This is a genomic window from Candidatus Zixiibacteriota bacterium, from assembly GCA_019038695.1.
GTDB lineage: Bacteria > Zixibacteria > MSB-5A5 > GN15 > FEB-12 > B120-G9.
Genome location: JAHOYZ010000028.1, coordinates 21,925 through 37,379, shown reverse-complemented (window position 1 = coordinate 37,379; position 15,455 = coordinate 21,925). Strand labels below are relative to the sequence as shown.

Genomic DNA, 15,455 nt, shown 5'->3' with positions numbered 1-15,455 from the left:
TTCCAACCTTGTTTTCTCATTTGTGGTGTCCTGTTTTCCGGTCTGTTTTTTCCGAAGTTCACGAGGACACACCTCCCACTGTAATGGCCGAAACTTTGGCCGTCGGTAGTCCCATCGAAGTGGGCACTCCCTGACCGTTCTTACCACACATACCGCCACCTTCGGCTAACCTGGGATCATCACCCACCATGACAATGTTGCGGAGAACCTCCGGACCATTGCCAATAATGTTGATGTCCTTGATCGGGGCGGTCAGTTTGCCGTTCTCGATCAGGTTACCGGAATTGACATAGAAGGTGAAATCACCGGCCCCGATGTGGACTTCACCATTGTTGAATGACTCAGCGTAAATGCCTTTTTTGCAACTGGCGATAATCTCATCTTTGGTATGCGGACCCGGCAGCATATAAGTACACCTCATGCGGGGCATGGGTGGATAGCGGAAGGATTGCCGGCGTCCGTTGCCGGTAGGAGTAACACCATAATGTTTGGCGCTGATGTTATCGTGAAGGTAGCTCTTGAGAATACCGTTTTCGACGAGGAAAGTCTTCTCGGTATTGTTGCCTTCATCATCGACGTTCAATGAGCCGCGGGCGTGCTCACAGGTGCCGTCATCGACGATCGAAACAAAGTCCTCGGCCACCTTTTTGTTGATCTTGTCAGCGAATATCGAAATCCCCTTACGGTTAAAATCAGCCTCCATACCGTGACCAATCGCTTCGTGGAGCAGAATACCGGAGTTGCCGGCCGCGAGAACAACTTCCATTTCGCCTGCTTCCGGTTTGACAGCGTCGAACAGACGCACCGTACGTCCCACGGCTTCTTTGGCGATACGATCAATGTTGACCTGACTGTAGAAATTGAGATCCTGGCGACCGCTAAGGCTGAACCCGTTCTTCTCGCGCTGGTTGCCCTGTTCGGCTGTGCACGAGGCGGCTATCTGGGTCATGGGTCGATAGTCGCACACGATCAGGCCGTCGGAGGTCGCAATCATGCAATATGAAGTCTGATCACCAAACCATAGCCGCGACTTTATTATCCTTTTGTCGAGGCTGTGAATATTGCTGTTGATCTTCTGGAGGTACGGTATTTTTTGATCAATACCTACTTGTTCCCAGGGCTGCTTTATGACGTGATAGTCCGGCGTCTCTGCGAATGCAAGTTTTTCGGGAGCCGCATTGGCGGTCTCTTTGGCAATCCTCGACGCTGTCCGTGCAGCCCTCTTCATGGCTTGGAGAGTGAGTTCCTCGGTAAAGGAGAAACCTGACTGGTCGCCCTCCAAAACACGAATGCCAAGTCCCAGATCAATAGTACTGTAAGCTTGGTTGACAGCTTCATCCTCTAGTCCGACCCAGTTGGTGATGCGATGTTCGAAAAACAGGTCACAGAAATCTCCACCCCGTTCGAGAGCCACTCCCATTACCTGGCGAATGTCGGTTTCACTTACGCTAAAATGGTCGAGGAAAGTACTCAAGCGCGTGTCTCCCCCAGCCGGGACTGAAAAAGCGGCGGCGGGGTTTACTCTAAAGACCACAGGAATGGCGGCCAGAGCTAGTCCCTGTGCTCCTACTCTGACAAAATCTCTTCGGGTCATGTCTCCCATGACGGTTACCTCCACTGGATTTGTCTATTTACATTGTTCTTGAATCTCGAATTGGACGCATTGGTACTCCACAACACATACTATATCAGACGAAAGTTTTAGCAAAAGGGTTCGATTTTTTCGGTGGCGAGTCCCAGGCGTGTATGGGCTGGACGTTTTCTTGTCGAAGACTCTTTCGCACCGAACGTGAACATGGACGGAAGCTGTCGCCACATGATCGCAGTCTACCCCTCGTCAAGAGCGTCTCGGATAATCCGGTCATGATCGAAAGCCAGCGAGATATTAAGATAATCACTTGTTTTGATCACCTTAGCCGCATCGGTATCGGCGTATAGTTCCCCTCCAATCGGTATGGCACGATAGACAATCGAGACGGTGTGACCGCGGGGATCGCGCCCGGGATCAGAATAGACTCCGACCAGGTATTCCAGCCGAATATCCAGACCGGTTTCCTCTTTGGCCTCCCGCACTGCCGCCTGCTCAACCGTCTCTCCGATCTCAACCCCTCCACCGGGCAACGCCCAAGTGCCTTTGAATGGCTCCACACCGCGCTCAATGAGTACTACGTCGCCGTCAGGATAGACAATTACAATATCCACTGCCATAGTTGGGCTGGCCATCGAACAACCTCCGATCTTAAATCAGTTAGTCCATTATGCGTCAGTCGTTGGCGTGATGCAACATAATGGACAAAGCCAAACGAAGTGAACCAACCGGGGGAATGGATTGTTTAACTAGTAGGCACTATGGGAGGGCCGGACTACCGGGTTTAGGGAAAGCACATACCTGCATGTATGCAGAGTCCCAGGTGTATGGCGGAGCAAGGACGCTCCGCCTTTTTTGTTCGTGTTGGGGTTCTGTCAAACCTTGACACAGGCGTGGCCTGTTGTTTCGATATGGGCGTAGACTGTAATCAAACGAGGAGGTAGGTGATGAAATACGGCGCTCGCAATTGTATCCAGGGTAAGGTGATGTCGGTGAAGGAAGGTGATGTAATGTCGCTGGTGAAGTTTGATATCACCGAGCCCTGCCAGATGGCCTCGGTTTTGACTACCGAATCGGCCAAAGACCTCGCCCTCAAAGTCGGCGACGAAGTTCTGCTGGTTGTCAAGGCGATTCATGTTCTTCCGGTGCGCGAGGGTTAGAGGCGAAAATCCACTGCCCCGAGACATTTTTCTAAGTTTTCCGTCAGGGCAGGATTTGGCCTTGCTTTTTTTGAGACTTTGACTATACTTGTTCGCCGATGCGGTTGCGTCGTGAAGGGCGGTTAGCTCAGTTGGTTAGAGCACCTGCTTTACACGCAGGGGGTCACTGGTTCGAATCCAGTATCGCCCAGTATTTTGGGTGACCCCGAGGCGCGATGGCAAAGGATCGGCAAGAGATTGTCGATAAGTGGATATACCCATAACGGGGTTGTAGTTCAGTTGGTTAGAACGCCTGCCTGTCACGCAGGAGGCCGCGAGTTCGAGTCTCGTCAACCCCGCATCTATCGTAATCTACTACAATACAGTTCATTAGCAGAACGCCAACTGTTCAACACACAGAACTCCTCCTTGTTCGCTCCGATCTCCTCAACCGTATCCCCGCCCAGACCCGTATTTAGTTGTACTGCAGTACATCGGAATAATTGAGAGGTATGGGACGATCTCATCGGCGTTGATGCGTTTGCTATAAACACGACGGGTTCAAAAAGGAGCGGTGCGTTCACAAAGTTCCATCTGTGCCTCCGTACACTGCAAAAAGCTTTGACGACAAGGGCAAAATAGACTACATTAGGTCTGTACTGCGATATTCACTTATCCACAGAAGGGAGATTGTCATGAAGCGAACCTTTACGCTCCTGGTTGCCATGGGACTGCTGGTGCTCCTGATCGCACCATCCTGGGCAGACCCGATTGAAAAACCACAGCAAGTGAAGGCCATTGCGTTAACCGCGACACCTGTAAACATCACGCCCCAATTAATTCAGCCCGACCAGGGTGGCAACCGTGCCTTCTGTGACGGCGAGTGGCAGGGCGGCCTAGCCTACTTCGTCGGTGGGTGGTTATACGGGGAGGAGTACTACGCCGCCTATCAAGATCCGGTCGAGACAGGATGCCTTAATACCTACCCCTTCGAAGTTACGGCCATCAACTGGGCCGTCCACGTGCAACAGGCATTGACCGTTGAAATGCAGCCACTCGTGTTCGATTATGGTGACCCCGACGTCATAGGTAATGTGATATGCCCAGGGCCACTGTACACTGTCAGTTTCCCCAGCCCAGGGGCTTACATCGTGAGTCTGCCTTTTCCCGACCCATGCTGTGTGACAGGACCCTACTATGCAGGACTTTGGGTTCCGACCGCTCTCGGTTTCGACTTACTGGACGTAGTCGTAGATGATGGTGTTATTGTTCCACCGCGAAGTAACGCCACGTACAACAATTACAACGGAGAATGGTTGGATCTTATTGACGATGCTGGCTTTACGTGGAACCTTGAGCTCTGGTCAGAGGGACTTAATTCTCTGGAAGGGAATTGCGGATCGAACGGAGTGTCTCTGATCGATCCGGACACGATGCACACTTACCAGGCTTATACCGTTCCCGTGCTCACGACTAGTATCTATGTCGGGGATATTACCGATGGGCACACGGTCGTTGACATTGATCCCTCAACGGTGCAGATCAATGGTGGCATTGCGCCGGTTGCGACAACGCTCCTCGGTTCGCATCCCGACTTCACCGGCGGTGTGCTGGAAATCACCTGCCCGATGAGAGACTTTATTCTTGGCTACATGACGTTCTGGGACACCGTGTCCGAGACCTACACAGTTTCAGGCATGTACTATGATGGCTCGCCGTTTCTGTTTCTTGGCGATGTCACGCTCATTGGTCACATTTCGGGTGACTTGAATCTCGACGGCCAAGTTAATATTGCCGATTTAACATATATGGTAAGCTATCTCTTCCTGGGTGGTCCGGCGCCCAATTCAATCGAATCGGGTGACCTTGACGGCGATGGCGTGGTGACCATCAGCGACTTGCAACTGCTTATAGCGCGTGTCATCTTCGGATAGCCGGAAGCCGACTTCGACCTACTGAACATTCGATTAGACATGAGCCCGCTGGCAGAGATGCCAGCGGGTGGATTGCTCCCCGACCTTGCTCCAGATCCGCAAAAGCATGAGAGAACGGCTTGACGAGGCTTTTAGGAACTCGTCTCGTAAAGCCCGCTTTCTTGTTGTAACCTAACGATATTGCACATCTCTTGATCGGGGAGAATGTCTCGCAGTCCCCGGCAAGACGTAGGCTGTAATCCCCTCATCTACACAGCCTTACGACGGCGGTCAAGAGTTGGTTCTTTCATTTTGAAGCAGTTTCGAGATGACTGTAAGCAAAGTCCATTTCAAATCACATTGCATGCTTCCGTAATAGCTGTTGCCTCTTCCCTGTCTTGGCGTCCAATTGTGTCTTAGTCGGGGATGACAAGATGGTTGGCGTGAGAGGACTTGAGTCTGTTGCTCGGCCTTGTCTCCCAATAGCTTGCAAGTACATATAATAGATTTGTGCCATTTCTCGGTTGTTTTCTGTTTAATACAGATTATGACATGTGAGTAAATGTCTGTGTACTTCGGTTAGAAGCCTACTTTCTCCGCCATTCATTGTAGCCAGTGGCATCACATATTGTCGTGCCGCTCCTTTCTCGATTTTCTGCTTCCCATCTAACGCATTCTAAGATTGGAATCGGTGTCATACTAGTATTGCGCTCTACTCTCATCGACTCAGTTGATATGATGGACAGGTGACAGAGTACAGACTATGGCTTGGGCCTCAAGGTGCTTTGTCCGGATTGTCTGAAGACGTACAGTCAACCCCGAGTTTCCTGTCAGCATAGCCTAAACCACATCCTAAAAGTTCTGGGTATTAAACAGTCAACCCCGCATTTACATATCCAGCTACGAACGATCGACTTAGCGTTTCCAAGACTGTCAGGTCTAGGCACTCGAGGCTTCAATGCAGCTAATCTTCTGCCTGATTTCGGTTGCCTTCCCGGATTGCAGAATCGTGCAAAACCTGTTAGTAGCTGCTCTTAGAACTGAATACTGCAATACTTCAGCTATGTGCCAATTCGAACTTCCAGAACAAACTCTGAACGATATATCGCTGCACAGTCTGTGCGCGGTCACATTCGTGATATGCTTGTGTTATGTCTGAAAACTAGTCGTCTTCCTGCTCTTCATCGAGTTCCAAGATTCTCTTCTGAAGTCGTTCATTAAACTCTGGCCACATATCCAAAGCCACAGTTTGCGTCAATTCCATTGACTTTTGAATGATGTCTGGCATCTTGCTGAGAAACTTCTGTCCAATAGGAGATTGATAGAATTCAATAAGCTCCTTCAATTCACCTTCAGTGAAGACTTCAACATAGATATCAGCGTACTGTTCTCGTAGCTGTTCCCAACTAAAGAACCCAGACATCCAATCCATCATCTCCTTCTGCATAGCTTGCGAAGCTTCTTTTGCCTCTTGTGTCAGATCGGTTGCTATCAGCTGTTGTTCCATCATGCTTTCCATTGATGTCAACATTTGATCAAACGTCTCTTCTGCGTTAGTGATCTCCAGGAGCTCCAAAGCAGTCTTCTTGTGGCTTGCCTCACCTGCCATTGAACAGGTAGTACATATTGCAAGAAAAAGTAATGAGACTACGAGCATCTTTTTCAACTTTCTCCTCCCTTCATCTTAGGATTAAGTCTGGCATCGAAATTTAGTAGAGCTGTTTCGTGACCGTCCAACATATCTGGTTTGGCTTCAAAGGCAGTCACTTCCATAGTTTCATATCAATCAACCACCGCATTATCTATAGTGTGGCATTTACGAGCAAGCAAATAGTCTCAAAGACGGCCTGGATGTTTTGCCGCGGCCAATATGGACTCTGCTCCATAGTCGAGAAATTATGACCGGGAATAGAAGCATCAATAGGAACCAGTGTACTTAACCAGTGATAGCAGCTGACCCGCAAACCAGCTTCGCTCAGTTCGTCACACGCCAAGCAGACAACCGTCCCACTGGTTCAAGCACTTCCATGACCTTCGGGTTTGGATTGGTAAGTAGATATGTTCCAAGTCTGTCAGTAACGGCCCGCTTTGTCCTAGGCCAGCCGGAACCTCATCCGAAAAGTTCTGGGTATTGAACAGTCAACCCCGCTTATATAAGTCGTTGTTCTACATTCACATACACTCCTTTTCAGTTCGAGTCTAATCATTGACACTCCTTATCACTTTGCATATTTGACAGTGTCGTTTCAGACCAATCCGCTCCATCAATTCTTCAAGAACTCAAACTCAACCGAATTCTCATCAACCCTAACCACCCGGATTGTCCCCTTGCTTATCTTAATCTCTTTTTTTCTAACAGGTACATAGAGATTAAACGACCAGGAATTATGAGCTTCGGTATTTACAATTACCAATGAATATATATCCGCACTCGGCATCCCGGCATAAGCAATTTGAGTTTCGTAAAAGAACATCTTGCGTACTCGAACAGCTTCCCCGATTTCGATTTTATAAGCATTCATCTATTTCATCCTCCAGTCTAAACTAACTACCAGCCAAAGAGAGAAATATTCAACAAGTGTCTTCGTAGACAACATCCATCTCAACCTCTCCCTACTTCTACACATTCCACCCTCCCCATCATGTAATTGTCATGCAGCAAAAAGTTGCGAAATTCGTACAACCAACCCCGCTTTTTCAATAGTCTAAAGGGCTAATTCAATTCTCTCGTAAAACAAAAGTTGCGAAGATCATCTAACAAACCCCGTTTTTATTATATCTATTAGGATTCCGATGAGTTAGCGGCCGCTCCGAATCGCTAACAGCACTCTCACAAAACTCTTTACCAATCTTTCCTCTTTGCTACTGGTGTATCGAGACGTCGGAAAAATTTAGCACGCGAATTCAGGCGATACTTCGATGCTGTAGTTCCAAAGACTGGCCGTGCTTCTCCGTGAAACATCTGGGGTGGGAACTTCGTATTCCTTAGAATAATGATTTAGATCTGTGAAAGAATACAGGATTAGTATGCATGGAAATACTCTAATCCTTCCGGAAAGGACGAATTGATTTGACAAACATCGCACCCAATGAGTCACAACACAAGGCCGCACGAATCGCTGGATTCACTTTAATATTCGCGATCGCAATTGTAGTTATTTCAAATTACAGCGTCGGCTTTCGGTTTATCGTTTCGGATGTTGCAGAAACTGCCCGGAACATGTTGGCACATGAAACATTGTTTCGTTTCAACATTATTTGTAATCTAATCTACCTTGCAACCCTGATCTTAATGTCAACATCGCTTTATGTGATACTCAAGCCGGTTAACAAGAATTTTGCTCTGACAGCAGCATTAACCAGGTTCGTATATGCTTCTATGTGGGCCATTATGGCTATCAATACATTTGGTGCGTTGCGCCTTCTGGGTGATGCCGGTTTCCTGAAAGTCTTTGAGACAGATCAATTACAAGCCCTATCGAGGTTACTTCTTAACAATAGTTGGGACGCATACTATGTTGGCCTGCCGTTCTGGGGATTAGCTGCTACGGTTTGCAGCTACCTATTGCTCAAATCAAAGTATATACCAAAGACATTAGCTATTTTTGGCATCACATCATCGGCATGGTGTGTGTTCTGTGCTTTTGCTTACCTCATTTTCCCTGGCTATGGAGAGATAGTTCACATAGGTTTGTTCGATGTGCCTTTAACTATTTTCGAACTAACATTAGGTTTTTGGCTTCTGATTAAGGGATTAAAAGCTCAGCCAAATCCGGTAAATCAATAGAAATTACAAAAATCTAATAAAAATAGATATATGGAAAATAAAGTGTTCACTCTAAAAAAGACCGCAAGACTTGCTGGCGGACTATATCTTATTTGGGTAATAACTGGCATATATGGGATGATATATGTTCCTTCACAAACTATTGTTGCGGGCAATGCAGTTGCCACAGCCAATAAATTACTAAGTAATGAGTTTATGTTTCGAACAGGTATAATAAATGATCTTCTTAGTGTTACTATTTGTATCTTTTTATTATTCGCTCTTTATAAATTGTTCGAACAAGTGAATAAACATCAAGCTTTACTTATAGTAGCATTGTTTTCTGTGACAATTCCTGTGATTTTTATTATGGACGGATTTAGTATTGCTTCCCTTATGATTTTTAAAGGCGAAGTATTGAAAACATTTGAACTTAGTCAAAGACAAGATTTGGCAATGCTTTTTCTAAAAATTAATAATTACGGGAGTTTGACATTAGAAATGTTCTGGGGACTTTGGCTTTTGCCATTTGGTTATTTGGCTTATAAATCGGGATTCATCCCTCGTTTAATTGGGGTTTTTCTAATTCTTAATGGTATAGCTTACATCATACATTCATTCGTATCTTTACTTTTTCCTGATTACCAAACTATTGTTACACAATTCGCAATGCCTTTCTTGATTCTAGGAGAAATTTCAATAACCCTATGGCTCTTAATTAAAGGTGTAAAAAACAATATATCAGCAATTGAAAGACAATAATGACAATAGACAGTTTCGCCTATTGACAGTAGACAACAAGAAAAGAAAAAATAACAAGCCGCTTAAAATCAAATCATTATGACCGAAAAAACGTTTTATAAAAGAAGTCTATATTTTACAGGAATAGTAACAGTTGGCATATGGTCACTATTGATATGGGATCACTACCATGGTGGTGTACCAAGCCACCATATATTACAACGGGGGGATTTGCCTAAAATTTCTAATTGGTGGAGTGGTCTCTTACTTCCTTTACTTACATTGTCTTTAACTTATCGCATACAAAAACGACTAATTCGTAATAATGATAATAAGTCAAACCTATTAAATTTTCCAATAAAATATACTTACGGGTTTCTCTTTGCTTTATCATTCGGAATACTACTTTCTGTATTTTTCACTCTTGGTTATTCAAATCTTTCAGGCTATATGATGTATGGACTTTTTCTATTGGCTCTGTTCTATCCAATTTATCGAGCAGAATGTTTCTTAGGATTTGTCATTGGTATGACATTTACAATTGGTGCAGTTCTTCCCACAGGAGTGGGTACTATATTAGCTTTAATAGGAGTTGTACTTTATCTATATGTTAGAACTGGGATAATATTTATCGTAAAAAAATTATTCCTATATTATCACCTAACAAGGACAATATCGAAAGATGAATTTAGGAGAAGGAAAACAACGAACCGCTAATATCGTGTATTAAACATTGGGGTTTAATATGAAAGCTATCGTACGCACAAGATATGGATCGCCCGATATCTTGGAACTGAAAGAAGTCGACAAGCCCGCGCCAACAGACAATCAAGCTTTGGTAAAGATACATGCGGCGTCGGTGAACCCGCTTGACTGGCACATTCTACGTGGCGAGCCTTTTCTGGTTCGACTAATGGGCTTTGGACTTCTGAAACCGAAACACCAGATACTCGGTGCCGACATGGCTGGCCGGGTTGAAGCTGTTGGTAAGGATGTAATTCAGTTTAAGGTTGGTGACGAAGTCTTTGGCTCGAGCATGGGTGGATTTGCAGAATATGCGTGTGTTCGCGAGGACAAATTGGTGCTGAAGCCGACAGCCATGACTCTTGAGCAGGCGGCAACTGTGCCGGTCGCCGGCATTACAGCGTTGCAGGCTCTTCGTGATCACGGACGACTGCAATCAGGACAACATGTCTTGATCAACGGCGCATCCGGTGGAGTGGGGACATTTGCGATACAGATAGCTAAGATGCTAGGAGCGCAAGTAACCGGAGTGTGTAGCGGAAAAAACTTCGAGATGGTTCGGTCGATTGGCGCAGATCACGTGATAGATTATACTAAAGAAGACTTCTGGTTGAGCGGGAAGGTGTATGATCTGATCTTAGACAATGCCGCATTTCATTCAATACGAAAGCCTCTGCGCGTGCTAAAAGCTACCGGCATATATGTCGGAGTTGGCGGCTCTTCATCAACTTCGAGTATTCTACAATCGCTGATTTTCAATCCTCTTATTGCAAGGATGAAGGATAGAAAAGTTATTTCATTCATGGCGAACGTGAATCAGGCAGATTTGGTCTTCATAAAGGAGCTTTTGGAGGCCGGCAAAATAGCGCCTGTAGTAGATAGGAAGTACTCTTTGAGTGAAACTCCTGAGGCGATCCGATATGTTGAAAAAGGACACGCACGAGGAAAAGTGGTCATCACCTTTGACGAGAAATAACAGCAAGGACGATCTTCTTTTTGCCATACCTTACTTGTCGCATTTTATTGACTTCCAACGTCTTCCACTGGTCGTGGCATAGTGTAACCGAATAGAAAAACGGAACACCACAAAATTTTCTGAGAGTGAGGTCCACCCCGCTTTTTCTCATCCCCCTGTATTACAATGAGATACCGGTTCGAGCACATCTCATAAACCCTCAAGGTTATTTTGATTGCAATATCAATTGAACGGTGAGTTTTTTTTCTTATATTACGCTATGCGATGGAAAGATTGGTATTATTGGAGACAACGTAGACTTATCGCTTCCATACTATTTGTAATAGCCTACATCTTAACAATTCCGATAAGAGGTTATGAATTCCTTGATGGTTTTATAGATACAGAACAAGGAGTTCCAGTATTGGCACATTTAATACTCATTGTTTTCGGAGTGATTGTCGTAATGATCCTTCATAAGATAATTGAGATTATAGTAAAAAGGTATATTATTGATCGCTGAGCTGTTGTTCGGTTTACTTAGTAGATCTTCGATCTAAGAAGTCCTAATAGCAGCAAGAGATGTAAGTCCACTCTAGTAGCACAGTATTATAATCTCTACAATTCCAAATAAGAATTGCCTATCTCATACATCAAGAAGTTGCGAAATTCGTATAACCAAACCCGCCATAGATATGAAGAAGCCCCCTCGTTTGCAGGGGGCTTTTCCTACCAGGCCAAATCTCTCAGGAAGCGGACGCCAGTTTCTTACCTATATGGTCGTACAACTCCTTGAGTTCTTTCCTTGGACTGAATTCGACGAAGGACGTGTCCTCCTCCACCCAAACTGTATGCCCGGCCGGCCAATGAAACATCTCACCTGCTCGACATACCTCCACTTCGCCATTGCCGTAACGAACGTGAATGGCCCCTTTGAGCATATACCCCCAATGTGGACACTGACACTTGTCCTCATGAAGTCCTTCAAGCAGCGGTGTGGCGTCGGCACCCGCCGCCAGTTCGACATACGCTACCGCCATATCATCCCATTCAGCGACACGAAATGTCGCGACAGGCAACTCCAGGGCAACTGGTAATTCTTCTTTGCGTAGCTTCAAATCAATTTCTCCTTAGTTGGTCACTTGGAAAGCAACCGCCGTCTGTTATTTCTGCGATTTCTTTACAGGAATGTTCCGGATAGTCGCAAGGCTCCGCCAGCAAGCAAATATCTGTGTCTCTATCCGGGCCACTCTTCATATCATGGATTAAACAAATCCACTATCATTATAGTTCCAACTAATAAATATGTCCCCCTGCCGGGGAACAGGCGAGGTAGCCTGTTTCTCAGTATGATTATATTCAGCTGCGTTTGATTGGATTCAAGGGCCGGATCATGCAGACGCCGGATGCGAGGGAAGTTGGAACCGGAACTGATATAGACCCTTCACAGGCAATCACATAGATAGGCCCTGACACGTATCATCAAGTCCGGGGTTACACACGGTGTTGGAGAAGCCAAACAAGTTCCAAGTCTGTCAGTAGCAGCCCGACATAGACCAATAAAGCCCACGTTAATGCGTGGGCTCTTTCTTTTCAATAACCCCTCTGATCCTTAATCTATGCCGATATTCAACCTGATAAGCTGAAGCACGGAATCTAGAACTGGATCTTGTCCTGTGAAATATTCTTTGGATGAGAGACTTAACAAAAGATCCATCTCGAAAGGCGGGAGTGTGTTAGGCCAGAGTTCGAAGTACTTCGTACTATAGCTCACTTTGACACCAGAATTCGGTAGCTTGAACGTGCGCATGTCTCCATATCGGTTCAGACCACCGCCCATCTCTTCTCCAGCCAGAATGGCTTCTGTATCACGCCGAATAATTCCAGTATACAGCGATGCGGAAGAGTAAGTGCGCCGGTTCGTCAAATGATACAAGTGGCCTCTCTGGTTGATGTTGTCGTGCAATAGAATGTTTTCAAAAAAGCTATCAAAGCACGAGGAATATCCTCCGCTGTTTTCTCTAAAATCTATAATGACATATTCGACCGATTTATTTTCAACCATCGCCCAGAATTCTTCCGTGAACTTCGGAAACTCTACCGGATTAGTGAAAGAATTATACTTTAGATAGGCTGTCTTGTAGTCATCAAAATATTCAGACCAATACTCGCCCCTAGAATGTGACATGTAAGAAGGGAAAGTTTCCGGTAGTCGGATCAACTCTTGATGACCTACCTGTGCTACCGATTCAAGGTTTGTATAGATCGTATCTCCATCTCTGTTTTCAACAACGAGAGCCATCTGACCATTTTCATTTGCGATGCCCAACCCCTTGAGGAAATCAACGTCGATAAGATACCGCACACTCTTGTGAAGCAAGTATCCATCACTCTCATATGGCAATAGGGTGCTCACAACGTTGAAAGCCGAATCGACGGTTAGATTTTCTAGTCTCAAAACCTTCCCACCAAGTATGTTACGGTATTCTTCGGTAGCCGCTATAACAAATAGTCCATCGCTCAGCCAGTACAAGCGTATGGGGAACTTGACCGCTGCAGGACCACTCCACGATGTAATCGCCGTGTGACCATCTCCAATCATAGCAGTAATGCGGTAAAAACCAACCATGATCTGATGTTCGTCCAAACTAGGGATGGCATCGTACAAACTGGTAACCTCCCCCTCAAATTGTTCCTTCTGAACGGTATGAAACGCGTTTAGATGAAGCCGGGGCAGGTTATCAGCCATATACTCCAGATCTTGCTGCCATCGACCTTGAGCGGTGCTAGCTGGGGATGGATGAGAAGATGGTAGAGGGGTTATAAAATAACCGGTGAAAATAAAACTGACGGCATAGTGACAAAAAACTAGAAAAACTATAGCCATTGCTAGTATTCGTCCTTTCCACACCGCCCTTCTTTTGGTGAGAAAGCCCATGACAGGGGGCAGAGTCAGGGCTATTACCATCAACGGAATGGTCCACAATGACCAGTCAACCCTGTTGAACAGGTCAAATGATGCAACCAGCGCTAAAATTCCCCCAAACCAAATCAACCATCGCGTCTTTCTAACAAAATCACGTAGTCTCTCTGCAGTCCAAACGCCGTTCCAATGTATATGCAAGAAAAATGGTATCAGTATGACTGTCTCGCCCATTTTATAAAGGACAGCACCATCAATTATTGCTTGAAAAATCCCCCATTCGCCTATCACATACCATACAACTCTTACGAGTTCCTCAATCAGGAAAAATACTGTGGTGGTTACGGTCAACCATCTGATTGCAGTTTCGATGTTCTTAAGGACCCTTCCAGACATGAATAACAGTATATACAGCCGGGTGGTCACTCGCAACTAGTATCTGGATGCGGAATAAACAAGAAGCCTAGCTTTTTCCAAGTTGGAATCTGGTAGCGGGAGTGGATAAATGGTCTTCCTTTCTTACTGTAAGCGTAATATGTGCCAACGTGTTCCAGATGCGGTTGAATATGTGAATTGGATTAAAAAATTCGAATTCTACAAAAGTTTGGGGAGAGTGATATTGGGCCCGCTTATAGACTTTATTAGTCTATGTTCTGTACACTTCCGCATTGACTTTTTGGTCTATTCTCGCTATATTTAAATAACCACACCGTCGATCTGCATCGTAGGGAAGATTACATACTCACCGCAGGAGGCCACGATGCGACGTAATGTTACAGCCCTGTTGATATGTCTCAGTCTGTCGGCGATCTTGATGGGAATGGTACGGTTGACATCCTCATGGGCAGCGGTGGGGGGGCTCTGATGGCACTCATGAATCTTCCCCCAAGTTGCTGCATCCCATCGATTCGCGGCAATGTCAACTATGATCAAGAGGATGCTGTTAACATAGCTGACCTTACAGCGCTCGTAGCATACCTCTTCGGAGGTGGTGCAACTCCAGAGTGCCTTCCCGAAGCTAATGTTAACGGTGATGCGGGAGAGACGATTAATATCGCCGATCTAACGGCTTTGGTCGCTTATCTATTTGGCGGAGGTGCACCACCAGCTGAGTGTCCATAGGAGCGGAGAGTGATAATAAGTGGCGGACCAAAGGGCGGTAGATGTCGCACTTGATGTGAAAGGAGCCCTATATGGAATTCAAGGATGTATTGGAAGGCGATGTTGTTGTCATCAGTATCTCCGGGAAGATTATGGGCGGTAAGGACACTGTGATGTGTCGAAACCGACTCCACGACCACCTCAAATCTAATACAAGGAAGTTTGTAATAGATATGGGTGATGTCGAATGGACCAACTCACAGGGTCTCGGTATGTTGATAGGGTGTTATACCTCAGTGAAGAGGGCTGGCGGACATGTAGCTTTAGCCAGAATTGACAGTGTCCGAGAGTTGCTGGTATTAACGCGCTTGATTCAAGTATTCGACTGCTATGACAGCATGGACGAGGCCAAGGAAGCGATTACTGAAATGTAGAGACGTTGCTTCCTCCATAATCACGCTGCCGAATTCTCTATCACCCAGTTGCGGAACGTGTCTCGTCCACCCCGCCATTCTCGTTAGCTCACCCTGAGTTGTACCTACAAAGCCTTCGTTTCGTAATGTCAATACCGGTGGCTCGGGAAGG

The 15,455-nt window shown here is 45.9% G+C and carries 14 protein-coding genes and 2 tRNA genes; 10 read left to right on the top strand and 6 right to left on the bottom strand.

Annotated elements, in window-relative coordinates:
- Positions 1-58 precede the first annotated feature (58 nt).
- Together KOO62_10205 and KOO62_10200 are read right to left on the bottom strand one after the other, a co-directional pair.
- Positions 59-1,594: a TldD/PmbA family protein gene (locus KOO62_10205; protein ID MBU8934364.1), complete on the bottom strand. Its 1,536-nt coding sequence runs from the start codon at positions 1,592-1,594 to the stop codon at positions 59-61.
- Between the two features lie 233 nt (positions 1,595-1,827).
- On the bottom strand, positions 1,828-2,223 hold the full coding sequence (locus tag KOO62_10200) for an NUDIX hydrolase (protein MBU8934363.1): 396 nt from the start codon (positions 2,221-2,223) through the stop codon (positions 1,828-1,830).
- A gap of 312 nt (positions 2,224-2,535) precedes the next feature.
- Between KOO62_10200 and KOO62_10195 the strand changes: the two genes are divergently transcribed.
- The 4 genes from KOO62_10195 to KOO62_10180 all read left to right on the top strand — a co-directional run bounded on the left by KOO62_10195 (position 2,536) and on the right by KOO62_10180 (position 4,661).
- Entirely contained in the window at positions 2,536-2,748 is a 213-nt protein-coding gene (locus tag KOO62_10195; GenBank protein ID MBU8934362.1) for a TOBE domain-containing protein, read from the top strand.
- 116 nt (positions 2,749-2,864) lie between these two features.
- Positions 2,865-2,938 (top strand) — tRNA-Val (locus KOO62_10190).
- A 74-nt stretch (positions 2,939-3,012) separates the two neighbouring features.
- Positions 3,013-3,086, top strand: a tRNA-Asp gene (locus KOO62_10185).
- A gap of 336 nt (positions 3,087-3,422) precedes the next feature.
- Positions 3,423-4,661, top strand: coding sequence for a dockerin type I repeat-containing protein (locus tag KOO62_10180; protein MBU8934361.1), 1,239 nt, complete (start codon positions 3,423-3,425; stop codon positions 4,659-4,661).
- A 1,141-nt stretch (positions 4,662-5,802) separates the two neighbouring features.
- On the opposite strand, the gene KOO62_10175 is transcribed toward KOO62_10180, so the two are convergent.
- Together KOO62_10175 and KOO62_10170 are read right to left on the bottom strand one after the other, a co-directional pair.
- Positions 5,803-6,306, bottom strand: a complete 504-nt coding sequence (locus KOO62_10175) for a DUF2059 domain-containing protein (protein MBU8934360.1) — start codon at positions 6,304-6,306, stop codon at positions 5,803-5,805.
- Between the two features lie 598 nt (positions 6,307-6,904).
- Positions 6,905-7,162 (bottom strand): hypothetical protein, encoded by a 258-nt coding sequence (locus KOO62_10170; GenBank protein MBU8934359.1) that lies wholly within the window; start codon positions 7,160-7,162, stop codon positions 6,905-6,907.
- Between the two features lie 548 nt (positions 7,163-7,710).
- On the opposite strand from KOO62_10170, the gene KOO62_10165 reads away from it, so the two are divergent.
- The 4 genes from KOO62_10165 (at position 7,711) to KOO62_10150 (ending at position 10,867) form a co-directional block, all read left to right on the top strand.
- Entirely contained in the window at positions 7,711-8,427 is a 717-nt protein-coding gene (locus KOO62_10165) for a DUF4386 domain-containing protein (GenBank protein MBU8934358.1), read from the top strand.
- Between the two features lie 30 nt (positions 8,428-8,457).
- The gene (locus KOO62_10160; GenBank protein MBU8934357.1) at positions 8,458-9,168 is read left to right on the top strand and encodes a DUF4386 domain-containing protein; all 711 of its coding nucleotides are present in this window, start codon (positions 8,458-8,460) and stop codon (positions 9,166-9,168) included.
- A gap of 78 nt (positions 9,169-9,246) precedes the next feature.
- Positions 9,247-9,864: a hypothetical protein gene (locus KOO62_10155; protein MBU8934356.1), complete on the top strand. Its 618-nt coding sequence runs from the start codon at positions 9,247-9,249 to the stop codon at positions 9,862-9,864.
- A gap of 28 nt (positions 9,865-9,892) precedes the next feature.
- Complete coding sequence (locus tag KOO62_10150) at positions 9,893-10,867, top strand: NAD(P)-dependent alcohol dehydrogenase (protein ID MBU8934355.1); 975 nt, start codon at positions 9,893-9,895, stop codon at positions 10,865-10,867.
- 725 nt (positions 10,868-11,592) lie between these two features.
- Here KOO62_10150 and KOO62_10145 read toward each other — a convergent pair.
- On the bottom strand, positions 11,593-11,964 hold the full coding sequence (locus tag KOO62_10145) for a cupin domain-containing protein (GenBank protein ID MBU8934354.1): 372 nt from the start codon (positions 11,962-11,964) through the stop codon (positions 11,593-11,595).
- Positions 11,965-12,458: 494 nt separating this feature from the next.
- Complete coding sequence (locus KOO62_10140) at positions 12,459-14,165, bottom strand: hypothetical protein (protein ID MBU8934353.1); 1,707 nt, start codon at positions 14,163-14,165, stop codon at positions 12,459-12,461.
- A gap of 393 nt (positions 14,166-14,558) precedes the next feature.
- Here KOO62_10140 and KOO62_10135 point away from each other — a divergent pair, with 393 nt between their 5' ends.
- The gene (locus KOO62_10135; protein MBU8934352.1) at positions 14,559-14,891 is read left to right on the top strand and encodes a hypothetical protein; all 333 of its coding nucleotides are present in this window, start codon (positions 14,559-14,561) and stop codon (positions 14,889-14,891) included.
- Positions 14,892-14,962: 71 nt separating this feature from the next.
- Entirely contained in the window at positions 14,963-15,304 is a 342-nt protein-coding gene (locus KOO62_10130; GenBank protein MBU8934351.1) for an STAS domain-containing protein, read from the top strand.
- The last annotated feature ends 151 nt before the right edge of the window (positions 15,305-15,455 follow it).

Excerpts from the sequence above, each read along its gene's own strand:
- KOO62_10135 (MBU8934352.1), top strand. The coding sequence starts at position 14,559 with ATGTCTCAGTCTGTCGGCGATCTTGATGGGAATGGTACGGTTGACATC.
- KOO62_10205 (MBU8934364.1), bottom strand. The coding sequence starts at position 1,594 with ATGACCCGAAGAGATTTTGTCAGAGTAGGAGCACAGGGACTAGCTCTG.
- KOO62_10150 (MBU8934355.1), top strand. The coding sequence starts at position 9,893 with ATGAAAGCTATCGTACGCACAAGATATGGATCGCCCGATATCTTGGAA.
- KOO62_10155 (MBU8934356.1), top strand. The coding sequence starts at position 9,247 with ATGACCGAAAAAACGTTTTATAAAAGAAGTCTATATTTTACAGGAATA.
- KOO62_10180 (MBU8934361.1), top strand. The coding sequence starts at position 3,423 with ATGAAGCGAACCTTTACGCTCCTGGTTGCCATGGGACTGCTGGTGCTC.
- KOO62_10195 (MBU8934362.1), top strand. The coding sequence starts at position 2,536 with ATGAAATACGGCGCTCGCAATTGTATCCAGGGTAAGGTGATGTCGGTG.
- KOO62_10140 (MBU8934353.1), bottom strand. The coding sequence starts at position 14,165 with ATGTCTGGAAGGGTCCTTAAGAACATCGAAACTGCAATCAGATGGTTG.
- KOO62_10130 (MBU8934351.1), top strand. The coding sequence starts at position 14,963 with ATGGAATTCAAGGATGTATTGGAAGGCGATGTTGTTGTCATCAGTATC.
- KOO62_10160 (MBU8934357.1), top strand. The coding sequence starts at position 8,458 with ATGGAAAATAAAGTGTTCACTCTAAAAAAGACCGCAAGACTTGCTGGC.
- KOO62_10170 (MBU8934359.1), bottom strand. The coding sequence starts at position 7,162 with ATGAATGCTTATAAAATCGAAATCGGGGAAGCTGTTCGAGTACGCAAG.
- KOO62_10200 (MBU8934363.1), bottom strand. The coding sequence starts at position 2,223 with ATGGCCAGCCCAACTATGGCAGTGGATATTGTAATTGTCTATCCTGAC.